The 23,537-nt window shown below is 57.0% G+C and carries 25 protein-coding genes and 1 pseudogene; 14 read left to right on the top strand and 12 right to left on the bottom strand.

Annotated features, from left to right (window positions below; all coding sequences use genetic code 11):
- Positions 1-44 precede the first annotated feature (44 nt).
- Positions 45-1,418: an MFS transporter gene (locus tag BN3796_RS16500; RefSeq protein WP_061709447.1), complete on the bottom strand. Its 1,374-nt coding sequence runs from the start codon at positions 1,416-1,418 to the stop codon at positions 45-47.
- A 177-nt stretch (positions 1,419-1,595) separates the two neighbouring features.
- Between BN3796_RS16500 and kdgR the strand changes: the two genes are divergently transcribed.
- Positions 1,596-2,387: a DNA-binding transcriptional regulator KdgR gene (kdgR, locus tag BN3796_RS16495; RefSeq protein ID WP_061709446.1), complete on the top strand. Its 792-nt coding sequence runs from the start codon at positions 1,596-1,598 to the stop codon at positions 2,385-2,387.
- 63 nt (positions 2,388-2,450) lie between these two features.
- Here kdgR and BN3796_RS16490 read toward each other — a convergent pair whose 3' ends face one another.
- The gene (locus BN3796_RS16490; protein ID WP_061710045.1) at positions 2,451-2,690 is read right to left on the bottom strand and encodes a YobH family protein; all 240 of its coding nucleotides are present in this window, start codon (positions 2,688-2,690) and stop codon (positions 2,451-2,453) included.
- 163 nt (positions 2,691-2,853) lie between these two features.
- Here BN3796_RS16490 and mgrB point away from each other — a divergent pair, with 163 nt between their 5' ends.
- The 7 genes and pseudogenes from mgrB to rlmA all read left to right on the top strand — a co-directional run bounded on the left by mgrB (position 2,854) and on the right by rlmA (position 8,070).
- Positions 2,854-2,997 (top strand): PhoP/PhoQ regulator MgrB, encoded by a 144-nt coding sequence (mgrB, locus tag BN3796_RS16485; protein WP_061709445.1) that lies wholly within the window; start codon positions 2,854-2,856, stop codon positions 2,995-2,997.
- 73 nt (positions 2,998-3,070) lie between these two features.
- The gene (locus tag BN3796_RS16480; protein ID WP_061709444.1) at positions 3,071-3,355 is read left to right on the top strand and encodes a YebO family protein; all 285 of its coding nucleotides are present in this window, start codon (positions 3,071-3,073) and stop codon (positions 3,353-3,355) included.
- A gap of 22 nt (positions 3,356-3,377) precedes the next feature.
- Complete coding sequence (locus BN3796_RS16475; protein ID WP_061709443.1) at positions 3,378-4,367, top strand: MBL fold metallo-hydrolase; 990 nt, start codon at positions 3,378-3,380, stop codon at positions 4,365-4,367.
- A gap of 525 nt (positions 4,368-4,892) precedes the next feature.
- Positions 4,893-5,037: pseudogene (locus tag BN3796_RS16470) on the top strand (DUF2627 domain-containing protein).
- A gap of 12 nt (positions 5,038-5,049) precedes the next feature.
- Positions 5,050-5,259: a transcription antiterminator/RNA stability regulator CspE gene (cspE, locus tag BN3796_RS16465; RefSeq protein WP_001062678.1), complete on the top strand. Its 210-nt coding sequence runs from the start codon at positions 5,050-5,052 to the stop codon at positions 5,257-5,259.
- 217 nt (positions 5,260-5,476) lie between these two features.
- Positions 5,477-7,195: a peptidoglycan glycosyltransferase FtsI gene (gene ftsI, locus BN3796_RS16460; protein ID WP_061709441.1), complete on the top strand. Its 1,719-nt coding sequence runs from the start codon at positions 5,477-5,479 to the stop codon at positions 7,193-7,195.
- A gap of 62 nt (positions 7,196-7,257) precedes the next feature.
- The gene (rlmA, locus tag BN3796_RS16455; protein WP_061709440.1) at positions 7,258-8,070 is read left to right on the top strand and encodes a 23S rRNA (guanine(745)-N(1))-methyltransferase; all 813 of its coding nucleotides are present in this window, start codon (positions 7,258-7,260) and stop codon (positions 8,068-8,070) included.
- Here rlmA and mntP read toward each other — a convergent pair.
- The 5 genes from mntP to manX form a co-directional block, all read right to left on the bottom strand.
- Positions 8,067-8,633, bottom strand: a complete 567-nt coding sequence (gene mntP, locus BN3796_RS16450) for a manganese efflux pump MntP (protein WP_061710044.1) — start codon at positions 8,631-8,633, stop codon at positions 8,067-8,069. The two genes, rlmA and mntP, sit on opposite strands and share 4 nt — an antisense overlap.
- A 393-nt stretch (positions 8,634-9,026) precedes the next feature.
- Positions 9,027-9,485, bottom strand: a complete 459-nt coding sequence (locus BN3796_RS16445) for a DUF986 family protein (RefSeq protein ID WP_061709439.1) — start codon at positions 9,483-9,485, stop codon at positions 9,027-9,029.
- Positions 9,486-9,536: 51 nt separating this feature from the next.
- Positions 9,537-10,388: a PTS mannose transporter subunit IID gene (locus BN3796_RS16440; RefSeq protein ID WP_061709438.1), complete on the bottom strand. Its 852-nt coding sequence runs from the start codon at positions 10,386-10,388 to the stop codon at positions 9,537-9,539.
- Between the two features lie 12 nt (positions 10,389-10,400).
- Positions 10,401-11,201: a PTS mannose/fructose/sorbose transporter subunit IIC gene (locus BN3796_RS16435; protein WP_061709437.1), complete on the bottom strand. Its 801-nt coding sequence runs from the start codon at positions 11,199-11,201 to the stop codon at positions 10,401-10,403.
- Positions 11,202-11,260: 59 nt separating this feature from the next.
- Positions 11,261-12,223 (bottom strand): PTS mannose transporter subunit IIAB, encoded by a 963-nt coding sequence (gene manX / locus BN3796_RS16430; protein ID WP_061709436.1) that lies wholly within the window; start codon positions 12,221-12,223, stop codon positions 11,261-11,263.
- 319 nt (positions 12,224-12,542) lie between these two features.
- Here manX and BN3796_RS21205 point away from each other — a divergent pair, with 319 nt between their 5' ends.
- Both BN3796_RS21205 and yoaE read left to right on the top strand, forming a co-directional pair.
- Complete coding sequence (locus BN3796_RS21205) at positions 12,543-12,701, top strand: protein YoaL (RefSeq protein ID WP_407681211.1); 159 nt, start codon at positions 12,543-12,545, stop codon at positions 12,699-12,701.
- Complete coding sequence (gene yoaE / locus BN3796_RS16425) at positions 12,689-14,242, top strand: CNNM family cation transport protein YoaE (RefSeq protein WP_061709435.1); 1,554 nt, start codon at positions 12,689-12,691, stop codon at positions 14,240-14,242. The genes BN3796_RS21205 and yoaE overlap by 13 nt, the downstream gene beginning before the upstream one ends.
- A 6-nt stretch (positions 14,243-14,248) precedes the next feature.
- Here yoaE and BN3796_RS16420 read toward each other — a convergent pair whose 3' ends face one another.
- The 4 genes from BN3796_RS16420 to pabB form a co-directional block, all read right to left on the bottom strand.
- On the bottom strand, positions 14,249-15,850 hold the full coding sequence (locus BN3796_RS16420; protein WP_061709434.1) for an EAL domain-containing protein: 1,602 nt from the start codon (positions 15,848-15,850) through the stop codon (positions 14,249-14,251).
- A gap of 111 nt (positions 15,851-15,961) precedes the next feature.
- Positions 15,962-17,326 carry an L-serine ammonia-lyase gene (sdaA, locus tag BN3796_RS16415; RefSeq protein ID WP_061709433.1) on the bottom strand — a complete coding sequence of 455 codons (1,365 nt, stop codon included), beginning with the start codon at positions 17,324-17,326 and terminating at the stop codon, positions 15,962-15,964.
- 171 nt (positions 17,327-17,497) lie between these two features.
- Positions 17,498-18,076, bottom strand: a complete 579-nt coding sequence (locus BN3796_RS16410; RefSeq protein ID WP_061709432.1) for a CoA pyrophosphatase — start codon at positions 18,074-18,076, stop codon at positions 17,498-17,500.
- Between the two features lie 3 nt (positions 18,077-18,079).
- Entirely contained in the window at positions 18,080-19,438 is a 1,359-nt protein-coding gene (pabB, locus tag BN3796_RS16405) for an aminodeoxychorismate synthase component 1 (protein WP_061709431.1), read from the bottom strand.
- A gap of 61 nt (positions 19,439-19,499) precedes the next feature.
- On the opposite strand from pabB, the gene BN3796_RS16400 reads away from it, so the two are divergent.
- On the top strand, positions 19,500-19,679 hold the full coding sequence (locus tag BN3796_RS16400; protein WP_061709430.1) for a YoaH family protein: 180 nt from the start codon (positions 19,500-19,502) through the stop codon (positions 19,677-19,679).
- 6 nt (positions 19,680-19,685) lie between these two features.
- Here the strand turns inward: BN3796_RS16400 and BN3796_RS16395 are convergent, their stop codons facing one another.
- Positions 19,686-20,030, bottom strand: a complete 345-nt coding sequence (locus BN3796_RS16395) for a RidA family protein (RefSeq protein ID WP_061709429.1) — start codon at positions 20,028-20,030, stop codon at positions 19,686-19,688.
- 128 nt (positions 20,031-20,158) lie between these two features.
- On the opposite strand from BN3796_RS16395, the gene BN3796_RS16390 reads away from it, so the two are divergent.
- From BN3796_RS16390 to BN3796_RS16380, 3 genes are all read left to right on the top strand, one after another.
- Positions 20,159-22,069 (top strand): ATP-dependent DNA helicase, encoded by a 1,911-nt coding sequence (locus BN3796_RS16390; RefSeq protein WP_061709428.1) that lies wholly within the window; start codon positions 20,159-20,161, stop codon positions 22,067-22,069.
- Between the two features lie 65 nt (positions 22,070-22,134).
- Complete coding sequence (tsaB, locus tag BN3796_RS16385) at positions 22,135-22,830, top strand: tRNA (adenosine(37)-N6)-threonylcarbamoyltransferase complex dimerization subunit type 1 TsaB (RefSeq protein ID WP_061709427.1); 696 nt, start codon at positions 22,135-22,137, stop codon at positions 22,828-22,830.
- Positions 22,831-22,867: 37 nt separating this feature from the next.
- Complete coding sequence (locus BN3796_RS16380) at positions 22,868-23,443, top strand: Slp family lipoprotein (RefSeq protein ID WP_061709426.1); 576 nt, start codon at positions 22,868-22,870, stop codon at positions 23,441-23,443.
- Positions 23,444-23,537 lie beyond the last annotated feature (94 nt).

Below are 23,537 nucleotides of genomic sequence, written 5' to 3'. Positions count from 1 at the left end.
AAAGATGAAAAGGCCGGGCAGTTTAGCTGCCCGGCCTTTTTTTATCACGTCTCCTCGCGGGGTTGCGTGACGCGAAGCCCGCTGACGATAGCCGCGATAATGGCCAGCGTTCCTGCTGTATAGAGCGCCAGATGGGTGCCGTTATTACCGGCCAGGTTAAACATTAACGCCACCAGCGCCGCGCCGCTGCTTTGTCCCAGCAGACGGGCGGTGCCGAGCATACCGCTCGCGCCGCCGCTGCGATGGCGGGGAGCAGCGGTAATAATGGTGTGATTATTAGGGGACTGGAACAGGCCAAACCCGGCGCCGCATAGAATCATCGGCCAGATAATATCAAAGTCGGTCGGAGAGGCGGGAAGCAGCGCCATGGCAAAAAACCCGACCGCCATTACAATCAGACCAACCGCCCCCAGCATGCCCGCATGCACCCGCTCTATCAGATAGCCCGCCAGCGGCGCCATAACCATGGTCGCCAGCGGCCAGGGGGTCAGCAGCAACCCTGTTTCCACCTCCGAGCGACCAATCACGCTTTGCAGATAGAAGGGGAGCGACACCATCGCCAGCATCTGGGCGCAAAAGGAGCAGATCGAGGTGCCAATCGAGAGGGAAAAGAGTGGAATGCGCAGCAGATCGACCGGCAGCAGCGGCACGGGCAGCGACAGCTGACGGCGGACAAAGAAAAAGCCGATAACGATCATCGCCACAACTTCCGCTGCGACAAGCGTTAATGACTGCCCCTGGGCAAAGCCGCTCAGGGCGGTGATCAGCAGGCCAAAGGTGAGCGCGTTCATCACCGCGCTCGGCAGGTCAAAGCGCGGCATGCTGCTTTTCGCCGCATTGGCGGGCAGATAACGCAGCGCCAGAAGCAGGGCGGCAATGCCAAGCGGGACGTTAATTAAAAACAGCCATTTCCATGAGGCGACCGAGAGGATGGCGGCGGCGATGGTAGGCCCCGCCGCTGACGAAACCGCCACAATAAACGAGTTTATCCCCATTCCGCGCCCGAGATGGCGATGGGGATAGATAAGCCTTATCAGCGCGGTGTTGACGCTCATAAGCGCCGCGCCGCCAAAACCCTGGGCGATACGGGCAATGGTGAGGGTTTGCAGCGAATCCGACAGGGCGCAACCGAGCGAAGTAAAGGTGAAAACCAGCAGACCGCACTGGTAGACCCGACGGTAGCCGAACATATCTCCCAGAAACGAGAAGGAGAGAAGCGAGACGATAATCGCAATCTGGTAGGCGTTTACGACCCAGATAGAGCTGGCGGGCGAGGCGTTAAGATCGCTGGCGATAGTCGGCAGGGCGACGTTGGCAATAGCCCCGTCGAGCACAGCCATAGAAATACCGATGATAATTGTGGCAATCGCGCCATACCGCTGTGGCAGGGGCAGGCCATCAGATGCGTTGTTAACCATAGGAAGTGGAAGACCCAGTGAGGAATTATTTCAGAATGACTAGTTTAGCATTGCTATTTCGGTTTTATGTCGCAGATTTGTAACGAAGTAAACTCACAGCGATTGCAGCATGACGGCCACGAAATTATAATAAAAACCAGTTCTGATTTTTATAAAACACTCGCAATGAGGTGATAAATGGCAATCGCAGATTTGGATAAGCAGCCAGATTCTGTCTCTTCCGTGCTGAAGGTATTTGGCATCCTGCAGGCGCTCGGGGAAGAACGTGAAATTGGTATTACGGAGCTCTCTCAGCGAGTAATGATGTCAAAAAGCACCGTTTATCGCTTTTTACAGACCATGAAGTCCCTGGGCTATGTGGCTCAGGAAGGCGAGTCGGAGAAATACTCCCTCACCCTGAAGCTGTTCGAACTGGGTGCCCGCGCCCTGCAAAACATCGACCTGATCCGCAGCGCCGATATTCAGATGCGCGAACTGTCCCGCCTGACCAAAGAGACCATTCACCTGGGGGCGCTGGATGAGGACAGCATCGTCTACATCCATAAGATCGACTCCATGTATAACCTGCGCATGTATTCGCGCATCGGGCGCCGTAACCCACTCTACAGCACTGCTATTGGTAAAGTGCTGCTGGCCTGGCGCGATCGGGAGGAGGTAAAAGAGATCCTCGATGGCGTGGAGTATAAGCGCAGCACTGAGCATACTATTACCAGCACAGATGAACTGCTGACTGTCCTGGAACAGGTGCGCGAGCAGGGTTATGGTGAAGATAACGAAGAGCAGGAAGAGGGGTTACGCTGCATTGGCGTTCCGGTGTTTGACCGCTTCGGTGTGGTTATCGCCGGGCTGAGTATCTCTTTCCCGACGCTGCGCTTCTCTGAAGAGCGTCTGCAGGAGTATGTCGCTATGCTGCACACCGCTGCGCGGAAAATCTCTGAGCAGATGGGTTACAACGACTATCCCTTCTGATGTTATCGGGAGATTCGCATAAAAACGCCGCATTACTGCGGCGTTTTTATTGTCAGGTCCGGATTAACCGTTGTCGATAACCCGTTCGCTTTTGCGCAATACCGGGCAGTTTGTCAGGCCGATAATTCCGCTGTCAGAGTGAAGATATTGTGCGGTAGCAGAGCCGCGAGCCGTGAGGTATTTACACTGGATACCTAAACCGGCGGCATTCTCTGTGCTTCCCACGAGCACGCCATAGCCTGACAACAGCAGGCCGATCCAGACAAGAGCCAGCAACATGATCGAACGAAGAAGTACACGCATCATTGCCTCGTATTTATTATGCTAATGATGATCAAAGCCTAATAGATTTCCTATATGAAACAAGTGCATGATTCCGAAAAATAAAGGAGAGGAGTGACAGTGAGCCGCGGTTTAAGATTAGCATGCTAACCTGGAGAGATAACGCTATAGCCTGGAGAGTGGAGTGAAAAAAATACGCTGGGTGATCCTGATTATTGTGCTTATCGCCTGCCTCTTTTTGTGGACGCAGACGATCAATGTGTTGTGCGATCAGGATGTACAGTTCTTTACCGGCATATGTGCAATCAATAAGTTTATCCCCTGGTAGCCCTCTTTTTATGGCAGACGATTTCCTTCCTTTGCGCCAGTGGTAGAATGGGCGCTTTTATTGAGGTGGTGAAATGAGTGAGTTACTCAACGCCGGGATGCTGAACATCGCTTCCCTGGTCGTTTCGGCAGTAATGATGATCGTCGGACTGGTGCTCTGGTTCTTTGTTAACCGGGCCAGCTCCCGCACTTCCGAGCAAATTGAGCTGCTGGAGGCGCTTCTCGATCAGCAGAAGCGGCAAAATGCGCTCCTGCGTCGCCTGTGTGAGGCGAACGAGCCGGAAGAGAAAGCGGAACTTCGCGTCAAAGCCGACGCGAAAAAAGATGATGAGTTCGTTCGTCTGGTCGCTGAACGCTAACGGATGAGCAGGGGGAGGGGAAATGGCGTGGAAAAATCCGTGGTATAACCCCTCTCTTGCGCATCACACTCCCGACGGCTTTCGCAATAGCGCGCCGGTGGGTCATCAGCCAGGCGATCTCGAACGCTGGCGCAGAGAGCGTAAAGCGGCTGGTTTGCCAAAGCCGCCTGCGGCAGGCTATGAGGCCTTTAGCGCGCAGTGGTGGCAACCCTTTGAGTTTAACGACCTGCCCGAAGATGGCGCCTGGTGGCTGGGACACGCCACTGTTCTGCTGCGAATCAATGGCCGTTACCTGTTAACCGATCCTGTTCTCTCTTCTCGCGCCTCTCCTGTCTCCTGGCATGGCCCTTTACGTAAAACGCCCTCTCCGGTGCTGGTGGAAAACCTTCCCGAACTTGATGCGTTACTGATCTCCCATAATCATTACGATCATCTGGATGACGCAACGGTTCGCCAGCTCCTGCGACGTTTTCCCCGGCTCACGGTATTTGTTCCGCTGGGGCTGGCCGCCTGGTTTCGCCGCCGGGGGGCGATAAATATTATCGAGCTGGACTGGTGGCAGTGCGTTATTTTTCAGGGAATGGCGGTGACGGCTGTCCCGGCACAACACTGGAGCATGCGCACCTTATGGGATCGCAACCGCTCGCTGTGGTGTGGCTGGGTGATAGAGGGGGAGCTGCGGCGCTTCTGGTTTAGCGGCGATACGGGCTATACGCCGGAGCTTTTAACCATCGCGCAGCGGCTGGGAAAAATCGATGCCGCCGCCATTCCGGTGGGCGCCTATGCGCCGCGCTGGTTTATGTCGCCGCACCACATGGATCCTCAGTCCGCCGTGGCGCTCTGGCAGCAGCTTGGCGAGCCGCGCGCCTTTCCCATTCACTGGGGCGTTTTTGAGCTTGCCGATGAATCGCTGGATGCACCGGTGCGTGAGTTAAACGAAGCCCTTGGTAATGTAGCATCGTTAAACAATAACTTTAGCGTTATGAAAATCGGGCAATACATATCCTTGTAATCCCGTCGTTACGCTGGAATATATTATGCACCCGCGATGTTTTATTTTTTTCAAAACGTTTTAAGACTCTTTTTAACGCCCCGTTATGAAGCGCGTACATAAAAAATTCATTATTCTGGTGCATTAACCGAATTATTAACGTGTCGTTTAATCCCGAAAATGTTAAGGGCAATTTAAGCGGCAATACTTCGTTTGCTGCACCTCTTCTTTACAAACAATAGTGCATAACTTTGCATAAATTGTTCTAACTCAATTGTTGCGATTAAGAAATTTTCATTGCTGACTGGACGGATCAAAGCGTATGAGCTATGGTAAAAAAGTCTTAGATTACAGCGGCTCTGGAAGACACGACCAGGCCGCGCGCGCTCTGGCGTGTGCATAGAGTTAAATCGCATAATTGCTCAGTTTGTAGCAAGTCAACGTGAGGAATTGTGCGGCGGATCGAGACACGTTTAAAAATGGCTTGCCATATTTAACGTTGTGTGTGATAACACGGTTAGGGTCAAACGAGGTACAGTTCTGTCTATGTGTGGCATTTTCAGTATAGAAGTCCTGAGTAAACACGTTGTCGTTGAATACCGCTTCTCTGCCGAACCTTATATTAGTGCCTCAAGCAGTAATGTCTCAGTTTTAACTCAGTAAATGCCTGCGGGCGAAGAAAACTCTCTAAGGAATTTTGCAAATGGCAAAGATTAAAGGTCAAGTTAAGTGGTTCAACGAGTCTAAAGGCTTTGGTTTCATTACTCCTGCAGACGGCAGCAAAGATGTGTTCGTACACTTCTCTGCAATCCAGGGTAATGGCTTCAAAACCCTGGCTGAAGGCCAGAACGTTGAGTTCGAAATTCAGGACGGCCAGAAAGGTCCGGCTGCTGTTAACGTAACCGCTATCTGATCGAACCTCTGCTAACGAGCAACACGCTCGCGTGCCTCGTCAGAACAAGCCTCGCCTGTGCGGGGCTTTTTTACGCCCCTCTTTTACAAAATGTTTCTCATTTGTCCCGCTGTTAGCACGTTGTTGCAAAGCTTAGACATTCGTAGCACTGTTTTCTCCCAGACACCCTCTCTTTTCCCGTTAAATCAGGGCGTTGCTCGTTTGCTCTGGAGTTCAGTTGAAAATTAAAACCTCTACGCCCGTCGGAAATTTCACCCCGACTCGCTTTGCGCTGCTGTGTCTGGCTATCCTCCTGAGTCTGGCTTTCCTGTTGGGACGGGTCGCCTGGCTGCAGATCATCAAACCTGATCCCCTGGTGAAGCAGGAGGATATGCGCTCCCTGCGTGAGTTGCCCATTGACGCGCCGCGGGGGATGATCACCGATCGCGAAGGGCGGCCGCTGGCCGTCAGCGTGCCGGTGCGGGCGGTCTGGGCCGATCCGAAAACGGTGCTGGCGAAAGGCGGGGTGGGGTACGATAACCGCTGGAAGGCGCTGGCGAACGCGCTGCACCTTTCGCTTGGTACCCTGGCGGCACGTATTAACAGTAACCCGCAAGGGCGTTTCATCTATCTTGCCCGGCAGGTTGATCCCGCGCAGGCGCAGTGGATAGACCGGCTCAAACTGCCCGGCATCAATTTACGGGACGAATCCCGGCGCTTTTACCCGGCGGGACACGTGGCGGCCAACCTTATCGGTTTTACTAATATCGACGGGCAGGGGATCGAAGGCATTGAAAAAAGCTTTAACGCCCAGCTTACCGGCAAGCCCGGCGTGAGGCGGGTGAGGGAGGATCGCTTCGGTCGCGTGATAGAAAATCTCACCGAGGTGCCACCGGTGCCCGCGCACAATATTCAGCTCAGTATTGATGAGCGCCTGCAGACCATTGTGGAGGATGCGCTCGATAACGCGGTGGCGTGGAACAAAGCCGAGTCCGGGGCGGCGGTGCTGATCGATGTCCAGACCGGGGAGATCCTCTCCATGGCGAGCTACCCGGATTTCAACCCCAATAACCGCGAGGGGGCGACGCTTAATGATTTCCGTAATCGCGCCATTAGCGACACCTTCGAACCTGGCTCCACCGTAAAGCCGCTGGTACTGATGACGGCGCTTCAGCAGGGGCTGGTACAACCCGACAGCGTCATCGACACGCATCCTTATACCCTGGATGGACACCGCATCCGTGACGTGGGCTATTATCCGGAGCTGACGCTGACCGGGATCTTGCAAAAATCGAGCGACACGGGGGTTTCCCGCCTGTCGCTGGCGATGCCGGTCAGACACCTGCTTGACACCTACAAAGGCTTTGGATTCGGCACAACCACGGGCCTGGGGCTGACGGGGGAGAGCAGCGGCATGCTGCCGCACCGTAAATTCTGGAGCCAGCTCGATCGCGCCACCTTTGCCTTTGGTTATGGGCTGATGGTTACGCCGCTGCAGCTGGCGCATGTATACGCGACTATCGGCAGCTTTGGCCTGGAGCGTCCGCTCTCTATTACCCGTATCGATCCGCCGGTAATGGGGCACCAGGTGATGCCTGCCGGCATTGTCCACCAGGTGGAACATATGATGGAGAGCGTGGCCCTGCCGGGCGGCGGGGGGATCAAGGCGGCGGTGCGCGACTACCGCGTCGCCATCAAGACGGGAACCGCGAAAAAAATTGATGAAGATGGTAAATATGTCGACAAATATGTCGCCTATACCGCTGGCGTCGCCCCGGCAAGCAGGCCGCGCTTTGCGCTGGCGGTGGTAATAAACGATCCGCAGAACGGCAGCTATTATGGTGGTGCGGTCTCGGCGCCGGTGTTCAGCCAGATTATGGGAGACGTACTGCGCCTCGAAAATATCAAGCCGGATGGACTACCGCCCGATTCCGATCACCTCATCGTCATGAGATAGCCATTTTATAGCCGGGCGAATAGCGTTACACTTTCGCCCTTTGTCATTGCACCGGAGTTGTCATGTCGTTCACCTGTCCCCTATGCCACGCGCCGCTGACGCGCGCCGAAAAGAGCTATGTCTGTCCGCAGGGGCATCGTTATGACAGGGCGAAAGAGGGTTACGTTAACCTGCTGCCGGTGCAGCACAAGCGATCCCGTGACCCGGGCGACAACGCGGAGATGATGCAGGCGCGGCGGGCGTTTCTTGATGCTGGCCACTACCAGCCGCTGCGCGATGCTCTGGTCGGGTGGATAGCGGGCGAGCTGGGGGAAGGGGCCTCGGTACTCGATATTGGCTGCGGCGAAGGCTATTACACGGCCGCGTTTGCCGATGTCGTTGCAGGCCGGGGCGGTCACACTGTGGGGCTGGATGTCTCTAAATCCGCCATTCGCGCGGCGGCCCGACGCTACCCGCAGGTGAGCTTCTGCGTCGCGTCAAGTCATCGCCTGCCGTTCGAGGCGGCAAGCCAGGATCTGGTTATCCGCATCTATGCGCCCTGTAAAGGGGAGGAGCTGGCGCGGGTGGTTAAACCGGGTGGCTGGGTGGTGACCGTCACCCCCGGGCCGCGTCATCTGATGGCGCTGAAGGGGTTGATATACGACGAGGTTCGCCTGCACGCGCCACACGCGGAAGCGCTGGAGGGGTTTACCCTGCGCCATGCGCAGTCGCTGGAGTACGAGATGCGCCTCACGGGACAGGAGGCGGTGGCGTTGCTGCAGATGACGCCCTTTGCCTGGCGCGCGAAACCGCAGGTGTGGGAGACATTAGCGCAGCAGGCGCTCTTTAGCTGCCAGACCGATTTCAGTATCCATTGCTGGCAGCGTGACGATTAACCCGCGAAATGGGTCCAGAGGATCTGGACGCCAATACCGATCAGTACGATCCCGCCGAGAATTTCGGCCCGTTTGCCCAGCAGCGGGCCGATAAAACGACCGATCATCATCCCCAGCGTGGACATGGTGAGCGTGGCGCAGCCGATGGCCAGCGCGGTGGCAACGATATTAACCTGCAGAAAGGCCAACCCGACGCCGACCGCCATGGCATCCAGACTGGTGGCGATGGCGGTGGTGACCAGTAGCCAGAAGCCGTGACGCTGCAGCGGCTCGCACTCTTCGTCGTCGTTACCGCGTATTCCCTCTATCACCATACGGCCGCCAAGAAAAAGCAGCAGAATAAAGGCGACCCAGTGGTTCCATTCGAGCACGAAGCGGCTGGCCAGCATACCCAGCCCCCAGCCAATAAGTGGCGTCAGCGTTTCGATTGCACCAAAGATCAGGCCGGTGCGCAGGGCTTCGGAAAATTTCGGTTTGTGGAGCGTGGCGCCTTTGCCAATTGAGGCTGCGAAAGCATCCATTGACATGCCAAAAGCGAGCAGAAGCGTGGAGGAAAGATTCATTAGCGCGTCCAGACCGGGGATATCCATATGACGCATCACTGCCCCCAGTAAACAGCAGTTGATGCATCTATGGTCTCGCCTGACCTTCTGCACACGGTGTGCAAAACGATCCGTACGCGCCACGTTTTTCAACGAGCATGTTGACACGTACATTTCCTGAAAGCAGGAAATCGGCTACTCCCCAACGACGGGCGCAACCTTAACATAATTTGAGAATATAAAACAACTTTCTGAAAGGCTTATTTACGCCAGAATGTGATAACGATTTTCATTTTGGTTAAAGAGTGAAATTCTGGTTAAATATTTGCGCCGTATGGGCGAATAAATATAGCGATGGCTATATTTAGCGGCCGCCAGATACCTGCCAGATATAGCCTTTGCTATGAATGTAACTCATTGAGTTCTTATGAGAAGTTTGTATATCTTTTCCAGATCGTCAATATTCTTCACCCGAATCAGCAGGCGGCGCTGCTCTAATTGCATCACCAGCACCCCATCTTCCGATAAATTCATCTCTTTAATACGGTTATATTCTATCCAGGCACTGGAGAAGAAAAAGCCAGTCGATTTAAAGATAATCTTCGGCGTACGGATCCAGAAGAGATAGATCGCCATTAAGGCCAGCGCACATAATAACCATGTGGTTAATAATGCGCCGTGGTTCATCATATTATTGTAAATCAGGATCGCCAGCAGCCCGGCGAAGATAGCACCATCAACCCGGCCACGACGCAGAAGGGGGAGGGAGAGCAGCGTCTCGCCGTAACGGCGGGGCAGAATAAATTCGTCATAAATGGCATAAGCCAGAAGAGCGGCAATAAAGAGAACCAGTACGATATCCGCGATCGTCATTCAACCTCCGAAAAAAAACCGGGGGCAAGCCCCCGGCGTATACAGCGTTACTTACTGACCCAGCAGGCCGATGGCGTAGCCAACGATACCGATGACAAAGAAGCCAACGATGATCCACAGCGGGTTAACTTTCTTACGCAGCAGCCACATGCAGGCGAAGGTCAGCAGCAGCGGCACCAGGCCCGGCATCAGCTGGTCAAGGATGGTCTGCACGGTGGTCACACGGGTCTGACCGTCCTGCCCGGTAATGGTCGACACCACCAGCGGAATATTAACGTGCGTCCATTTGTTAACCAGCGCCCCCATGACAAAGAGGCCGAGAATAGATGCCCCCTCCGTCAGTTTCTGCAGGAAGCCGCCGCCCATATCCTTAACGATATCTACCCCTTTGCGGTAACCGTACGCCACGCCGTAGTAACGGGTCGCCAGGCGCACCAGGTTGAAGAGGATAAAGAACAGCAGCGGTCCAAGCAGGCTGCCGCTCATGGCGATCCCGGCGCCCAGTGCAGCAAATACCGGACGAACGGTACCCCAGAAGATCGGGTCGCCCACGCCTGCCAGGGGACCCATCAGACCAACTTTGATACCGTTGATGGCGCCATCGTCAATCTCAGCGCCGTTCGCGCGTTGCTCTTCCATCGCCAGCGTCACGCCGAGCACCGGAGCGGCCACGTAAGGATGCGTGTTGAAAAATTCCAGATGACGTTTAATCGCCTGACGGCGCGCTTCGTTATTTTCCGGGTAGAGGCGTTTGATCGCCGGCACCATGGAGAAGCAGAAGCCGAGCGCCTGCATACGTTCGAAGTTCCATGAACCCTGGAACAGGTTTGAACGGATGAACACGCCGCGAATATCACTCTGGGTGAGTTTTTTCACAGTGGTAGTTTTAGTCATATCAACCATTTCGTTCACCTGTTAGTCCAGTTCGTTATCGAGATCGTTGTTACCAGCAGCCTGTACCGGCCCACCTGCGACGCGGTTGTATTTCGGGCTGAGCTGAATATAGAGAATCGCCATGACCGCGCCGATGACGCCCAGCGCCACCAGGTTGAAGTTGGTGAACGCGGCGGTGACGAAGCCCAGGTAGAAGAAGGGCATCAGGTAGCCTGCGCGCATCATGTTGATGACCATTGCGTAACCGACTACGACGATCATGCCGCCCGCGATGTTCAGGCCGCCGGTAACGACTTCCGGAATGGCGTTGAGCATGCTCTGTACTTCACTGGTACCGACAGAGATGGCGACGATAACCGCCGGGATAGCGATACGCATTGCCTGCAGGAACAGGGAAGAGACGTGCAGCCAGGAGAGCGCCGTCAGGTTGCCGTTTTCGGCCGCCTTATCCGCCGCGTGCTGGAAGGCCACGGTAATGGTACGAACGATAATAGTCAGCACCTGGCCTGCTGCCGCCAGCGGAATCGCCAGCGCGATACCGGCGCCGATGCTCTGATGTCCGGCAATAACCAGAACGGTTGAGATGATGGAAGCCAGAGCGGCATCCGGCGCAACGGCGGCGCCGATGTTCATCCAGCCCAGGGCGATCATCTCCAGCGTACCACCGATGATGATGCCGGTTTTCATATCGCCGAGGACGGCGCCGATTAACGTACACGCCACCAGCGGACGATGGAACTGAAATTCATCAAGTACGGATTCCATACCCGCAATACACGCGACGATGAACACCAGCACAATCTGAAGAGTGGTAATCTCCATTGTACTTCTCCTATTGCTTATACAGACTTAAGTGTGAATATTGAGAGGTCCGGCCCCGGTTATTTCGCCACTTTGGCGATCAGATCCATCATTTTCAGTCTCGGGTCGTTAGAGACTTTACGCACCTCGAGTTCAACTCCACGTTCGTTCAGTTTTTTGAACGCTTCGATATCCTTCTCGTCCACCGATACCGCGTTATTGACCTGGGTTTTTCCCTGACGATAAGCCATCCCGCCAATGTTGACGGAGGTGATCTTCACGCCATTTTCAACCAGACGCTCAACGTCCGTAGGATTCGTGAACAGCAGCATGACGCGCTCGCCCGCATATTTCGGGTTGTTGTAGACGCGGATCATTTTGGCGACGTCCACCACGTGTGCGGTAACGCCCGGAGGAGCAACCTGGGTCAGAAGGGTTTTACGAACGGTGTCTGCCGCCACTTCGTCGCTGACGACGATAATACGGCGCACGTTCGTCTCTTTGGTCCAGCGGGTAGCAACCTGACCGTGGATCAGACGATCGTCGATACGGGCAAGGCCGATAACCATGTAGTCATTCTCGCCCATCGGCTTAACCGGCGCGGCAGCTTTCGGCGCGGCGGCGGCCGGAGCGGGAGTTTCCACCGGTTTAGCCTTCAGCGCTTTTACCCCTTCGCGACCGGTTTCAACGGCAAGCGCAACCAGTTCATCAAAGGATGGATCGTCGTCACGCGCCATCAGCGTTTCGACCAGCATAGGAATGTTGACGCCCGCCACGACCTCATGATGCTCTTTATCAACGACAATGCGGCTGGCGGCGTTAAACGGACTGCCTCCCCATGTATCGACGAGAAACAGTACGCCTTTGCTGGTATCCAGTTTTGCCATCTGGGCCGTATATTTCTCAATCAGCGTTTCCGCATTTTCGCCTGGGACAAAATCGATCCAGCCGACGTTTTCCTGCTCTCCTAACAGCATTTCTGCCGTCTTGAGCAGCTGCTCTGCAGCCCAACCATGTGTGCCTATAACAATAGCAATGGTCACTTGCTACCTCCTTTTATTATCATTTATACGTCCGCTACCGCGGGCGTATCGTGAATCATCTGCGGCGTACCGAATCGATTCAGATAAGGGTTAGAGTCGAATGTAGTGAAAACTTACGCGATTTATTTTAGATACCGAAAAAATAATTTATGTGATGAAGATCCGTAATTTAGCTATGGGTTACAGAATTTTCTGTATCATAAAACGGCTCTGTTACAGATATTTGCAAAGGAAGGTAAATCTTTGCCAAACTCTAATTGTCTCTGTTACGTTTAGCCTCCGTTTAATTATTCAGGAGTAGAGGGCAGCAGCCCACCGTATGGACCGTCACCGACGTCAATCACGCAGCAGGCCATTTCGCGCCTCATCTATCGGCGATTCCCGCCACCGGTTACCTTTTTCCTTCTTCGTTTCGCCCGCTCCCGTTGCGGCGCCGTTTTGTCATTCCTTTAGCAGGAGCTTCCCATGGAATTCTTAATGGACCCGTCAATCTGGGTAGGATTACTCACGCTGGTGGTACTGGAGATCGTACTCGGTATCGACAACCTGGTTTTTATCGCGATCCTTGCCGATAAGCTGCCGCCTAAGCAGCGCGACAAGGCACGCCTGATCGGCCTGTCGCTGGCGCTGGTGATGCGACTGGCGCTCCTCTCTGTCATCTCCTGGATGGTGACGCTGACCAGACCGCTCTTCAGCGTCTGGGACTTCACCTTCTCCGGCCGCGATCTGATTATGCTGGTGGGGGGGCTGTTCCTGCTCTTCAAGGCGACAACGGAGCTACACGAACGGCTGGAGAACCGGCAGCATGACGACGGCCACGGCAAGGGGTACGCCAGCTTCTGGGTGGTGGTGATGCAGATCGTGGTGCTCGACGCCGTCTTTTCGCTGGATGCGGTGATTACCGCGGTAGGGATGGTGAACCATCTGCCGGTCATGATGGCTGCGGTGGTTATCGCCATGGCGGTGATGCTGCTCGCCTCGAAGCCGCTGACGCGCTTTGTCAACGAACACCCCACGGTGGTAGTGCTCTGCCTGAGCTTCCTGCTGATGATTGGTCTGAGCCTGGTGGCGGAAGGCTTTGGCTTCCATATTCCGAAAGGCTACCTCTACGCGGCGATTGGCTTCTCAATCATCATTGAGCTGTTTAACCAGATTGCGCGCCGCAACTTCATCAAACAGCAGTCAACCCTGCCGCTGCGCGCCCGTACCGCCGATGCCATTCTGCGCCTCATGGGGGGCCGCCGCCAGGTGACCGTCCAGACGGAGAACAGCAGCCATACGCCGGTGCCGGAAGGGGCATTTGTGGAAGAGGAACGCTATATGATTAACGGCGTACTCTCTCTGGCCTCCCGCTCCCTGCGCGGTATTATGACCCCGCGCGGAGAGATTAGCTGGGTGGATGCCAGCCTGAGCGTGGATGAAATTCGCCAGCAGCTGCTCTCTTCACCCCACAGCCTCTTCCCGGTCTGTCGCGGCGAGCTGGATGAGATCATCGGCGTGGTGCGCGCGAAAGAGCTGCTGATGGCGCTCGCAGAGGGGATCGACGTGGAGGCTATCGCTGCGGCGTCGCCTGCGATTGTGGTGCCGGAGACGCTGGATCCGATCAACCTGCTGGGCGTTCTGCGTCGCGCCCGCGGCAGCTTCGTTATCGTCACCAACGAGTTTGGCGTGGTGCAGGGGCTGGTCACGCCGCTTGACGTACTGGAAGCGATTGCGGGCGAGTTCCCGGACGCCGACGAAACGCCGGAGATCGTGGCCGACGGCGACGGCTGGCTGGTTAAAGGCACCACGGATCTGCACGCCCTGCAGCATACGCTGGGGCTGGATAACCTGATCAATGACAATGACGATATCGCCACCGTGGCGGGTCTGGTCATTGCCATCAACGGTCAAATCCCGCGTACCGGCGACAGCCTGGCGCTGCCGCCGCTGCAGATTACGGTTATTGAGGCGAACGACTACCGCGTGGATCTGGTACGGATTGTTAAAGAGCAGCCCGCCCACCATGAAGAGGAGTAAGCGTGGCTAACGTAACGGCATCAACGGCATAATCTCCTGGTGCTGATGGGCTGACGGCGGGGAACCTCTCTCCGTCAGCCATTTTGGAAAATCCCGCAGCGGCATCGGCCGCGCGTAAAGATACCCCTGCAATAGCGTCACCCCGTGCTGGCGCAGATAGCGCGCCTGCTGCTCCGTCTCCACACCTTCCGCCACCAGTTCGATATGCAGCCGCTGGCCCAGCGCAATAATGATGTCTGTTACCGTGGAGTTCACGGCATCTGTCCCGATGGCGGTGGTGAAGGATTTATCGATCTTCAGCACGTCCGGGCGCAGTTTTTCCAGCCATGACAGGGAGCTGTTGCCGGTACCAAAATCGTCGATCGCCATCTTCGCCCCTTTACGGCGTAGTTCACGCACCAAGCGGTAATCCACATCCCGCAAGGCGTCACGTTCGGTCAGCTCCACAATCAGCTGCTGAACCGGCCGGGCGCTGAACCAGTAATGGTTTAAATCCTGCAGCAGCATGCCGTGGCGAAAATGGCTGGCGGCCACGTTGATGCCGATATGAAAGTCGGGCGTGGCGGGGAAATAGTCTATCTGCCGCACGGTTTCCGCCAGCACGTAGCGCGTCAGCGGCACGATCAGATGGTGCTCCTCCGCCAGCGGAATAAAGACATCCGGAGAGATCCACCCCTGGCGGGGATTATTCCAGCGCAACAGGATCTCCACCCCCATGCACTGCTGCGTGCGGGCGTTGAGTAGCGGCTGGCAGAATAGCTCAAACTCGCGCGCCGCCAGCCCCAGATTAATCTCCCAGGTAAAACTCATGCGCGAGGCGGTAACAAGCCATGCCAGATAGCCCATAAGCAGGCTCAGCATCAGCGCCAGCGGCAGTTGCCCCGGCAGACTCAGTAGCGCTACCTCACTGGCGCTGGGGCTGACCACCGTCAGGCTAAAGGGGAAGTGGTCCGAGGGATGTTCGAGCCGGTTGCCGTTCTCCTCCACCTGCAGCGAATCTGTGACGCCTTGGCTGTAGCGCAGATATCTCTCTCCCACATTGAGGCTGACGTCGGTGATCAGCGGCGGCTGCGGCTCCAGCATAATTTTGGCAATCAGCGCGATATTAACGATCTGTACGACGCCGCTCTCGCCATCCTCAGACACCGGATGCCAGAGGATCAGAACCGGCGTCCCTTTGAGCAGGGACGAGTCGGTTGAGAGCAGCAGTTTCGATTCAGGGGAGGGAAGATCGGGCTGAAGCGTCCGCAGGGGAATATTGCGGCTGCCGAAGATGCTTGAACAGTAGAGAATGCCTTTCTCGACAAGGGCGATGGACCGGACGGTTTGTAGCGCAGCGGCCTGTTTACGCAGCGCCAGATGCGCCTGGCTGCAGGACTGGCCCACCAGGGTCTGCATCGGCGCTTGCGCTGCCTTCAGGGGGAGCAGCAACTTGTCCAGCGCGTTAACCGACTGGCTGGCGAAATTCAGCACGCTTTGCTGATTTAAATTACGCTGTGAAATAAAGCGCACCCCCAGCGTCAGGACAAGCGTCACCAGCGCAATCGTCAGGCAGACGATAATGCGTTTGCGGCGATAAGCATTAATAATCCGTTGCGCAGTCTGCATGCTGGGCACTCACTGCCGGGGAGACACAGCAAGTGTAGTGGGGAAACGGTAAGGAGACGAGGAGGGGATGAAATATCGCCCGTCCGTAGCAGACGGGCGAAAGGGGGAAGATTAGTCGCACTGCACCTTGATGGCGAGACCGCCGCGGGAGGTTTCGCGGTACTTGGCGTTCATATCTTTACCGGTTTCGTACATCGTCTCGATCACCTTATCCAGCGAGACGCGCGGGGCGCTGGTGCGACGCATCGCCATGCGCGAGGCGTTGATCGCCTTCACGGAGGCGATGGCGTTACGTTCGATGCAGGGCACCTGCACCTGGCCCGCCACCGGATCGCAGGTCAGACCGAGGTTATGCTCCATACCAATTTCAGCCGCCACGCAGACCTGTTCCGGGCTGGCGCCCAGCAGTTCCGCCAGGCCCGCCGCCGCCATGGAGCAGGCAACGCCCACTTCCCCCTGACAGCCCACTTCCGCACCGGAGATGGACGCGTTCATTTTATAGAGCGCGCCGATCGCTCCTGCTGCCAGGAAATAGCGGATATAGATATCCGGCGTGACCGGCTCAATAAAGTGATCGTAATAGGCGAGCACCGCCGGAACGATCCCGCACGCGCCGTTGGTTGGCGCGGTAACCACACGTCCACCTGCGGCGTTCTCTTCATTCACCGCCAGGGCAAACATATTGACCCAGTCCACCACGTTCATCGGATCGTTAGAGAACTTATCGGAAGTCACCAGCATACGGCGCAGCGCGGAGGCGCGACGCGGTACGCGCAGCGGCCCCGGCAGCACGCCTTCGGTATTGATCCCGCGATCGATACAGGCCTGCATGGTCTGCCAGACGTTGGCAAAGTAGGCCTCGATCTCCTCTTTACTGTGCAGCGCCAGCTCGTTCTGCATTACCATGCCGGAGAGTGACAGGCCGGTCTCCTTGCAGTAGTCCAGCATTTCCGTGGCGGACTTAAAGGGATAAGGGACGCTCACGTCGCCGCTGGTATCCTGACCAAAATGCTCCTCGTCGACGATAAAGCCGCCGCCGATGGAGTAGTACGTTTTGCTGTAGATAACCTTATCGCCGCTAAAGGCGTGGATCTGCATGCCGTTTTCATGCAGGGAGAGGTTATCGCTGCGAAAACGCATACCGTCGTTTTGCGGAAAATCGACCTCGTGCCGGCCATTGGCCAGCAGCAGACGACCGCGGGACTCCACGTCGCGAATAAACGCCGGGATGGCGTCAATATCAACAGTGTCCGGCATATTGCCCGCCAGACCCATAATAATGGCGATATCGGTGTGGTGGCCTTTACCCGTCAGAGACAGCGAACCGTAAACATCCACGGCAACGCGGGTAACGCTTTCCAGTAATCCTTTTTCGACCAGATCATCGACGAACTGTTTTCCGGCCTTCATCGGCCCTACAGTGTGGGAAGAAGATGGACCAATCCCCACTTTGAACATGTCGAATATACTAATCACTTTAACACTCCTGACAGGGTTACCCTTCCGGTAACGATGTTATAACTGCGCATAGTGTAAGAGGGAACGCGGGTGACAGTTTAACTATTCACATGAATTAAACTAATGCATAACCTCTGTTTTACTAATAGCGCGACGCCCGTCGCAAAAGGGCTGGAATGTAAAGTATAGTCAGGGCTTCAGGCCGATTTGCAGCGCCAGTTCACGAATAATGCCTGCCGTCATGCCCCAGACAAAATAATGTTGATACCACGACAGCCACACCCGGTGATCGACTCCCCGGCGGTGAATATCGAGCGGATGATAACGCCCGAGACGCAGCGCCTCGGCGAGCGGCATTTCAAAGACCGCCGCCACTTCATCTTCGCTGGCGTGGTAGGGCAGATCGGGCGGGATCACCCCCACCACTGGCGTCACCTGAAAGCCGGTCACGCTGTCCACGGGAGGAAGAACGCCAATGACCTCCACCGTCTCCGGCGGGATGGCCACCTCCTCATGCGCCTCGCGCAGCGCGGCGGCAATTAGCGAGGCGTCAGAGGCATCCACCGCGCCGCCGGGAAACGCCACCTGGCCGGCATGCTTGCGCAGATGCGCGGAGCGCTGCGTCAGCAACAGGCCGGGCTGCTCTCGGCGCACCACCGGGATCAGCACCGCCGCCTGACGGCAGTTTAGCGCCTCGCGGTTGACCTGAGGACGCAGAAGCTGAAAGCGTGACAGAAAATCGTTCAGGGTCAGATCGCGTTGCTCCACCCGTTACTCCTTCAGTTGTTGCAGGATACGGTTAACTTTATCAAATGTTTCCTGATATTCCGCCCCGGCGTTACTGTCAGCCACGATCCCCCCGCCGGCGGAGCAGTAAAGCTGCCCGTCGCAGGCGGTCAGGGTGCGAATGGTAATGCTGGTATCCATCGTCCCGCAGACGCTCAGATAGCCAATGCTCCCGCACCAGGCGTTCCGGCGATGGGGCTCCAGCTCATCGATAATCTCCATCGCCCGCACCTTAGGCGCCCCGGTGATGGAGCCGCCCGGAAAGGCGGCGCGCAGCAGATCGCAGGCTGAGTGTGACGCCGGCAGCCGGGCGGTAACGGTGCTGACCAGGTGATGCACCGCCGGGAAGGGCTCAACCACGAAGAGCTCCGGTACGCGCACGCTGCCCGGTTCCGCCACCCGGCCAATGTCGTTACGCATTAAATCCACAATCATTAAATTTTCCGCGCGATCTTTCGGCGACGCCGCCAGCTTCTCCGCCTGGGCGCGATCCGCCCCGGGATCGGCCAGGCGCGGTAGCGTGCCTTTGATAGGGCGCGTCTGGATGGTTTTCTGGGCCAGATGGATAAAGCGCTCCGGCGAGAGGCTTAAAATCGCCCCCTTTTCGAGACGTAAAAAGGCGCTGAACGGCGCGCGGTTGCTGGCGTTAAGACGGGTGAAGGCCTGCCACTCATCCCCTTCAAAGCTCGCCTGAAAACGCTGGGCAAGGTTTACCTGATAGCAGTCGCCGCTTTGCAGATAAGCCTGCACGCGATCAAACTTCTCCCGGTAAGCCTGCGGCGTCATATTCGAGCGCCAGTCCGAGGTAAGGGAAAACGGTCTGGCTTCCGGCGCGTGCTGCGCCTCAAGCCAGGCCAGTCTGGCCTCTACATCCTGGTGGGAGAGGAGGGTGACGCGCTTTTTAAGGTGATCGACAATCAGCGCCCAGTCATACAACCCCACCGCCATGTCGGGCAGCGAAATGTCCGCCTGCGCGATCCCCGGAAGGGATTCAAACCGCCGCCCCAAATCATAGCCGAAAAGCCCCAGCGCGCCGCCCTGAAAGGGGAGGTCGTCATTCGCACTGGCATTGAGCTCAAGCGCGTTAATGGCCTGCTCCAGCAGGGAGAGCGGATCGTCATTCGAGAGGCTGGTTTCGCAAGCGTTCAGCTTTGTGGTCTGCCCCCGGGTCACGAGCGTAGCCCGCGGGTCGGCAACCAGAATGTCGAAGCGGCTATAGGGGTGATCCGCATGGCCTGAGTGCAGCAGCATCGACCAGGGAAGATGGCTGAGGCGGCTAAACCAGTATTCGGCGGCGTCCTGGCGCCACGGCAGCGTAATAACAGCAGGTGATAACGAGTTCATCTATAGCAAACAACCGGGCAGCGTGAAATAATTAGCGCTGACAATTTAGCAGGAGTTGACGATGTTTGCAGGTTTACCTTCCCTTAGCCACGAACAGCAGCAAAAGGCAGTTGAGCGTATTCAGGAACTGATGTCCCAGGGGATGAGCAGCGGGATGGCGATTGCCCAGGTGGCAGAAGAGCTTCGCGCCACGCACACCGGCGAGCGTATCGTGGCGCGTTTTGAGGATGAAGAGGAGTAGCCGGGCTTAAACAGCCGCGACGATCTTGATCTCCACTTTATACTCCGGCTTCATCAGCGCGGCCTGTACGGTACAACGTACGGGCGCGTGACCCGCCACGACCCAGGCATCCCAGGCCTTGTTCATCGCCGCGAAATCGGCTTTGTCCGCCAGAAAAATGGTGGCGTCCAGAATACGTGACTTATTGCTGCCCTGTTTTTCCAGTACCGCATCGATCTGCGCCAGCGTGTTCGCCGTCTGTTCGAATGCATCCGCATCCAGATTTTCCGGTACGCCGGTGTAATAGAGCGTCTGGTTGTGAATTACTACGTCAGACCAACGGGCTTCGGCATCAATACGTACAATTGTCATACAATTTCCTCGTGAAGGGTTTGAGGCCGCAAGACTGCCACAATGTTTCTCCCGAGTCACCATTTCGACTGGCACAGGCGGGGGCAGCCTGACATAATCCCTGTGCAAAAATACAGTGAGAGAACAACGTGGCAGACGATTTTTCAGCAGACGGTCAGTTAGCACAGGCGATCCCCGGTTTTAAACCGCGCGAACCGCAGCGGCATATGGCCCAGGCGGTAACCCATGCGATTGACCAGCGCCAGCCGCTGGTGGTCGAGGCGGGAACCGGTACGGGCAAAACCTACGCCTATCTCGCGCCGGCGCTGCGCGCTGACAAGAAGGTCATCATCTCGACCGGATCGAAAGCGCTACAGGATCAGCTCTACAGCCGCGATCTGCCGACGGTGGCGAAAGCGCTCGGCTATAAAGGCCGTCTCGCGCTGCTGAAAGGGCGTTCAAACTACCTCTGCCTGGAGCGTCTTGAAGCCCAGGCGCTGGCGGGAGGCGATCTGCCGGTGCAAACCCTGAGCGACGTCATTATTCTGCGTGCCTGGGCTAACCAGACGGTGGATGGCGATATCAGCACCTGCGCAAGCGTGGCGGAAGATTCCCCCGCCTGGCCGCTGGTGACCAGCACTAACGACAACTGCCTCGGCAGCGACTGCCCGCTCTATAAAGATTGCTTCGTGGTGAAGGCGCGTAAAAACGCGATGGATGCCGACGTGGTGGTAGTTAACCACCACCTCTTTCTTGCCGATATGGTGGTGAAAGAGAGCGGCTTTGGCGAGCTGATCCCCGAGTCGGAGGTGATGATCTTCGATGAGGCGCATCAGCTGCCCGATATCGCCAGTAACTACTTCGGGCAGTCGCTTTCCAGCCGGCAGCTGCTCGATCTGGCAAAAGATTTCACCATCGCCTACCGCACCGAGCTTAAAGATACCCAGCAGCTGCAAAAGTGCGCTGACCGCCTGGCGCAGAGCGCGCAGGATTTTCGGCTGCAGCTGGGAGAGCCGGGCTTTCGCGGCAACCTGCGGGAGCTGCTGGCGAACAACAATATCCAGCGTTCGCTGCTGTTGCTCGATGATGCGCTGGAGCTCTGCTACGACGTGGCGAAGCTGTCGCTGGGGCGCAGCGCCCTGCTGGACGCCGCCTTTGAGCGCGCCACCCTGTACCGGGCGCGTCTTAAGCGTCTGAAAGAGATTAACCAGCCTGGCTTCAGCTACTGGTACGAATGCACCTCGCGTCACTTTACGCTGGCGCTGACCCCGCTCTCGGTGGCGGAAAAATTCAAGGAGGTGATGGCGCAAAAGCCGGGCAGCTGGATCTTCACCTCCGCCACGCTCTCAGTGAATGACGATCTGCACCACTTTACCGAGCGTCTGGGAATTGAGCAGGCGCAGTCGCTGCTGCTGCCGAGTCCTTTTGACTACCAGAAACAGGCGTTGCTCTGCGTGCCGCGTAATCTGCCGCTGCCCAATCAGCCGGGCGCGGCGCGCCAGCTGGCGGCGATGCTGAAGCCGGTCATCGAGGCCAATAACGGCCGCTGCTTTATGCTTTGCACCTCGCACGCCATGATGCGCGATCTCGCGGAGCAGTTTCGCGCCAGCCTGACCCTGCCGGTGTTATTACAGGGGGAGACCAGCAAAGGGCAGCTGTTGCAGCAGTTTGTTACCGCGGGCAATGCCCTGCTGGTGGCGACCAGCAGCTTCTGGGAAGGGGTGGATGTCCGTGGCGACGCCCTGTCGCTGGTGATTATCGACAAGCTCCCCTTTACCTCCCCGGACGATCCGCTGCTGAAGGCGCGAATGGAGGATTGCCGTCTGCGCGGGGGCGATCCCTTTGACGAGGTGCAACTGCCGGACGCGGTGATTACCCTGAAGCAGGGGGTGGGGCGGCTTATCCGTGACGTGGATGACCGGGGCGTGCTGGTCATTTGCGACAACCGCCTGGTGATGCGCCCTTACGGCGCCACCTTTCTCGCCAGCCTGCCGCCCGCGCCGCGCACCCGCGACCTTGGCCAGGCGGTGCGTTTTCTGGCTTCGCCGTCGGCGGAGTAATTTCCCCCGGAGTGTGCTAAGATGCGCGCCATTTTGTAACTGACCATTGCGAGAGCGCGATACTCATGCGAATTCTGGCTATTGATACCGCTACGGAGGCGTGTTCCGTCGCCCTGTGGGATAACGGTGATCTTTTTGCTCACTTTGAAGAGTGCCCCCGGGAGCACACCCAACGTATTCTGCCGCTGGTTAAAACGATCCTTGACCAGGGCAATACCTCTTTATCGCAGCTGGATGCGCTCGCATTCGGGCGCGGGCCGGGCAGCTTTACCGGTGTGCGTATCGGCATCGGCATCGCGCAGGGGCTGGCGCTGGGAGCCGCGCTTCCGATGATTGGCGTCTCTACGCTTGCCACCATGGCGCAGGGCGCCTTTCGTAAAACCGGCGCGACTCGCGTGCTGGCCGCGATTGATGCCCGTATGGGCGAGGTCTACTGGGCGGAATATACCCGCGATGAGCAGGGCGTCTGGCACGGGGAAGAGAGTGAAGCGGTGCTCAAGCCTGAGGCGGTGAGTGAACGGCTGAAACAACTTTCCGGCACATGGGCCACCGTGGGCACAGGCTGGCAGGCCTGGCCGCAGATGGCGGAAGGAAGCGGCCTGACGCTGAGCGATGGCGAGATGCTGCTGCCCGCCGCGGAAGATATGCTGCCGCTCGCCTGCCAGCAGCTGGCGGCGGGGAAAACCGTGGCGGTGGAAGCGGCGCAGCCAGTTTATTTGCGAAACGAAGTGGCATGGAAGAAACTTCCGGGCCGGGAGTGAATCTCAGTAACAGAAACTGAGAAACAGGAGTCGCAGTATGGCGCTTCAGATAAAAGTAGCCCGCCTGGTACTGGCGGGCGTAGTGGCCGCAGCGTTAAGCGGTTGTGTTTCCGTTCCTGACGCGATCAAGGGTTCCAGCCCGACCCCGCAGCAGGATCTGGCGCGCGTCATGAACGCCCCCGAACTCTATGTCGGCCAGGAGGCGCGCTTTGGCGGGAAGGTGATCACCGTCCTCAACCAGCAGGGGAAAACCCGTCTCGAGATCGCTACCGTCCCGCTGGATAGCGGCGCGCGCCCGATCCTCGGGGAAGCCTCCCGCGGGCGTATCTACGCGGATGTGAACGGCTTCCTCGATCCGGTTGATTTCCGCAATCAGCTGGTGACCGTGGTTGGCCCGATCACCGGTGCGGTGGAAGGGAAAATTGGTAACACCCCCTATAAATTTATGACCATGCAGGCCAATGGCTATAAGCGCTGGCGTATCGCTCAGCAGGTTATTATGCCGCCGCAGCCTGTCGATCCCTGGTTCTGGGGGCCTCATCCTTACGGTTACGGCGGGTGGGGCTGGTATAACCCCGGGCCGGCACAGGTTCAGACCATCGTTACTGAATAATTCCTTGTTATTTCAGATAAAGAGACAGCGGCTGGTCCGCTGTCTCTTTGTTATTACAACTATAAGAAAAATAAATAGTGACGCGCTTCGCAAC

The organism is Pseudenterobacter timonensis (assembly GCF_900021175.1).
Lineage (GTDB): Bacteria > Pseudomonadota > Gammaproteobacteria > Enterobacterales > Enterobacteriaceae > Enterobacter > Enterobacter timonensis.
Note: the sequence above shows the minus strand (reverse complement) of the source record. Positions and strands in the feature narration are given on the sequence as shown.

Bases quoted from the DNA above. Each gene is read 5' to 3' on its own strand.
- BN3796_RS16500 (WP_061709447.1), bottom strand. From the start codon at position 1,418: ATGGTTAACAACGCATCTGATGGCCTGCCCCTGCCACAGCGGTATGGC.
- kdgR (WP_061709446.1), top strand. From the start codon at position 1,596: ATGGCAATCGCAGATTTGGATAAGCAGCCAGATTCTGTCTCTTCCGTG.
- BN3796_RS16490 (WP_061710045.1), bottom strand. From the start codon at position 2,690: ATGCGTGTACTTCTTCGTTCGATCATGTTGCTGGCTCTTGTCTGGATC.
- BN3796_RS16480 (WP_061709444.1), top strand. From the start codon at position 3,071: ATGAGTGAGTTACTCAACGCCGGGATGCTGAACATCGCTTCCCTGGTC.
- BN3796_RS16475 (WP_061709443.1), top strand. From the start codon at position 3,378: ATGGCGTGGAAAAATCCGTGGTATAACCCCTCTCTTGCGCATCACACT.
- cspE (WP_001062678.1), top strand. From the start codon at position 5,050: ATGGCAAAGATTAAAGGTCAAGTTAAGTGGTTCAACGAGTCTAAAGGC.
- rlmA (WP_061709440.1), top strand. From the start codon at position 7,258: ATGTCGTTCACCTGTCCCCTATGCCACGCGCCGCTGACGCGCGCCGAA.
- mntP (WP_061710044.1), bottom strand. From the start codon at position 8,633: ATGAATCTTTCCTCCACGCTTCTGCTCGCTTTTGGCATGTCAATGGAT.
- BN3796_RS16445 (WP_061709439.1), bottom strand. From the start codon at position 9,485: ATGACGATCGCGGATATCGTACTGGTTCTCTTTATTGCCGCTCTTCTG.
- BN3796_RS16440 (WP_061709438.1), bottom strand. From the start codon at position 10,388: ATGGTTGATATGACTAAAACTACCACTGTGAAAAAACTCACCCAGAGT.
- BN3796_RS16435 (WP_061709437.1), bottom strand. From the start codon at position 11,201: ATGGAGATTACCACTCTTCAGATTGTGCTGGTGTTCATCGTCGCGTGT.
- BN3796_RS21205 (WP_407681211.1), top strand. From the start codon at position 12,543: ATGGACCGTCACCGACGTCAATCACGCAGCAGGCCATTTCGCGCCTCA.
- yoaE (WP_061709435.1), top strand. From the start codon at position 12,689: ATGGAATTCTTAATGGACCCGTCAATCTGGGTAGGATTACTCACGCTG.
- BN3796_RS16420 (WP_061709434.1), bottom strand. From the start codon at position 15,850: ATGCAGACTGCGCAACGGATTATTAATGCTTATCGCCGCAAACGCATT.
- pabB (WP_061709431.1), bottom strand. From the start codon at position 19,438: ATGAACTCGTTATCACCTGCTGTTATTACGCTGCCGTGGCGCCAGGAC.
- BN3796_RS16400 (WP_061709430.1), top strand. From the start codon at position 19,500: ATGTTTGCAGGTTTACCTTCCCTTAGCCACGAACAGCAGCAAAAGGCA.
- BN3796_RS16395 (WP_061709429.1), bottom strand. From the start codon at position 20,030: ATGACAATTGTACGTATTGATGCCGAAGCCCGTTGGTCTGACGTAGTA.
- tsaB (WP_061709427.1), top strand. From the start codon at position 22,135: ATGCGAATTCTGGCTATTGATACCGCTACGGAGGCGTGTTCCGTCGCC.
- BN3796_RS16380 (WP_061709426.1), top strand. From the start codon at position 22,868: ATGGCGCTTCAGATAAAAGTAGCCCGCCTGGTACTGGCGGGCGTAGTG.